The organism is Micromonospora sp. M51 (assembly GCF_018070305.1).
Lineage (GTDB): Bacteria > Actinomycetota > Actinomycetes > Mycobacteriales > Micromonosporaceae > Micromonospora > Micromonospora parva.
Window position 1 is genome coordinate 1 of the sequence record NZ_JAGPXZ010000834.1, and the last position, 2,476, is coordinate 2,476.

The window sequence follows — 2,476 nt, forward strand, 5'->3', positions numbered from 1 at the left end:
CCCGCAAGAGCAACACCAACCAGCCGGCACCGCAGAGCACCCCGGTGCCAGCTCCGGCCACCAACCCAGCGCCGGCCCAGTCGCCACGTCGCGTGCTCTTCGACGACGTCGACGTTCCCGACTTCCTCAAGAACGGGTCCTGAGCACCGCCGATGACCGACAGCTCAGCCACGGTACGACCGGATCGGCGCGCCGAACTCGCGGCCGGTCTCGCACAGGTTCGGTCCCGGATCGATGACGCCTGCGCGCAGGCCGGCCGGGACCGCGCCGAGGTCACGATGATCGCGGTGACGAAGACCTACCCGGCCAGCGACGTGGTGGCGCTGGCCGGGCTCGGGGTGACCGACATGGGGGAGAACCGCGACCAGGAGGCGGCCGGTAAGGCCGCCGAGGTGGCTGCCGCCGGGGTGCGTCCCCGCTGGCACTTCATCGGCCAGTTGCAGCGCAACAAGGCCCGCTCGGTGGTCCGTTACGCCGACGTGGTGCACTCCGTCGACAGTGTCCGGCTGGTCCGGGCGTTGGCCACCGCGACCGCCGACCGGCAGGAGCCGCTCGACGCCCTGGTTCAGGTGAGCATCGACGGCGACGCGGCCCGGGGCGGAGCCCTGCCCGGCTCGGCGGATCCGGCCGCCGGTCTGGAGCCGGTGGCCGAGGCGGTGGCCGACGCGCCGGGGTTGCGTCTGGTCGGTCTCATGGCGGTCGCTCCGCTGGGGTGGGAGCCGGAGCGGGCATTCGCCCGGCTCGCCGAGGTCGCCGACGCCTTTCGGGTCGTCCATCCGGGAGCGACCGCGTTGTCCGCCGGAATGAGCGGAGATTTCGACATCGCGATCCGTTACGGCGCGACACATGTCCGCGTCGGTAGCGCGTTGCTCGGAATGCGTCCCACGCTGCGGTAGCCTGACCGCGAGACAAGCAAATTACATCAGTGTTGTTTCAGGGGCGGGCGTCTCCTAGTCGGGGGTCGTGGCGCGCGACGCGAATCGCGCGCCGGGGGATTGCCGTTCCGGTCCGATGGGCATGGTTGTCCACTCGCGACGGGCGACATGGCACGGGGGCGCGTGCCGCACGGCGGACGGAAGGGCGCGGGATGGGTGCACTGCGCAAGGCGGGGGTCTGGCTCGGTCTGGTCGAAGAAGACGACGAGCGGGCCTACGACGACGGTGGCTACGACAAGGGTGGCTACCGCGACTCGCGTTACCGGCAGAGCCGGTACGCCGAGGAGTTCGCCGACGACGACGAGGACGACGCCGAGGAGCCGCCGGCTCCGCGGCCGCGCGACAGCGGGCGGGGCCGACTCTCCGAGCGGCCGAGCGGGCGGTTGAGCGAGTCCGAGCGCGGTGACGGTGAGCGTCCGGAGCGGATCGAGCGGTCCAGCGTACGGTCGATCACCCGGTCGTCGGCGGGCGAGACCTCCGGCGCGCTGACCTATCACACCCGGGACAACCTGGCTCTCGCGCCGCAGGTCACGGCGCGCGAGCGGGCCCTGCCCGAGGAGGAGCAGCGGTACCAGATCACGACGCTGCACCCCACCACGTACCGCGAGGCGCGCACCATCGGCGAGCACTTCCGCGACGGCGTCCCGGTGATCATCAATCTCACCGAGATGGATGAGGCCGATGCCCGCCGTCTGGTGGACTTCGCCGCCGGGCTGGCGTTCGGCCTGCGCGGTACGATCGAGCGCGTGACCAATCGGGTGTTCCTGCTCTCACCGGCTAACGTCCAGGTCACCGCTGAGGACAAAGCCAAGATCGCTGAGGGCGGCTTTTTCAGTCTGAGTTGACCCCGCCCGACCCGAGGGACGTCGCTGACCGTGTTGTCGATCTTACTGCAAGTGCTGTACCTGATCCTTTATGTCTTCCTGCTCCTTCTTCTGTCCCGGTTCGTGTTGAGCGCCGTCCTGCAGTACGGCCGTCGCTGGCAACCGGGGCGTGGAGCATCGGCAGGATTGGAATCCGTGTGGAGCGTCACTGATCCCCCTCTCAACGCGTTGAGGCGTGTGATCCCTCCGCTGCGAATTGGTACCGTGAGCATCGACCTGGCCTCCCTTGTGCTCCTGGTTATCCTGTTCGTGCTGATGGAGTTCGTGTTAGGGCCGTCGATCAGGGCATCTGCCTGATGACCGACGCGCTTTCGCGGCCGCAACTGACCCGAGGAGTTTCGATGCCGCTGACCCCGGCCGACGTCCACAACGTCGCCTTCAAAAAGCCGCCGATCGGCAAACGGGGGTATGACGAGGAGGAGGTCGACGCCTTCCTGGATGAGGTCGAGCGCGAGCTCGCCCGTCTCATCGAGGAGAACAACGAGCTGCGCGCCCAGGTGGAGCGCGGCGGCCGTGGCGGTGCCCCCGCCGGCCCCGGCGGCGACGCCCGACTGGCGGCGGAGCTCAACGACGGCAAGGCCCAGCTGGACCGGGTGCCGCGCGACAAGTCGGCGGCCGAGCTGGCTGCCCGCGCGATGCAGGCCGAGCTGGAGCAGG

At 69.6% G+C, this 2,476-nt stretch carries 4 protein-coding genes; all 4 read left to right on the plus strand.

Features of this window, described 5'->3' with window-relative positions; all coding sequences use genetic code 11:
• Positions 1–152: 152 nt before the first annotated feature.
• Positions 153–896: a YggS family pyridoxal phosphate-dependent enzyme gene (locus tag KBX53_RS29480; RefSeq protein ID WP_210862900.1), complete on the plus strand. Its 744-nt coding sequence runs from the start codon at positions 153–155 to the stop codon at positions 894–896.
• Between the two features lie 191 nt (positions 897–1,087).
• Positions 1,088–1,780, plus strand: coding sequence for a cell division protein SepF (locus tag KBX53_RS29485; protein WP_210862902.1), 693 nt, complete (start codon positions 1,088–1,090; stop codon positions 1,778–1,780).
• A 30-nt stretch (positions 1,781–1,810) separates the two neighbouring features.
• Positions 1,811–2,116 (plus strand): YggT family protein, encoded by a 306-nt coding sequence (locus KBX53_RS29490; RefSeq protein WP_030334503.1) that lies wholly within the window; start codon positions 1,811–1,813, stop codon positions 2,114–2,116.
• 44 nt (positions 2,117–2,160) lie between these two features.
• Positions 2,161–2,476 (plus strand): DivIVA domain-containing protein (locus KBX53_RS29495; RefSeq protein ID WP_210862904.1); only part of this gene is annotated, 316 nt, incomplete at its 3' end.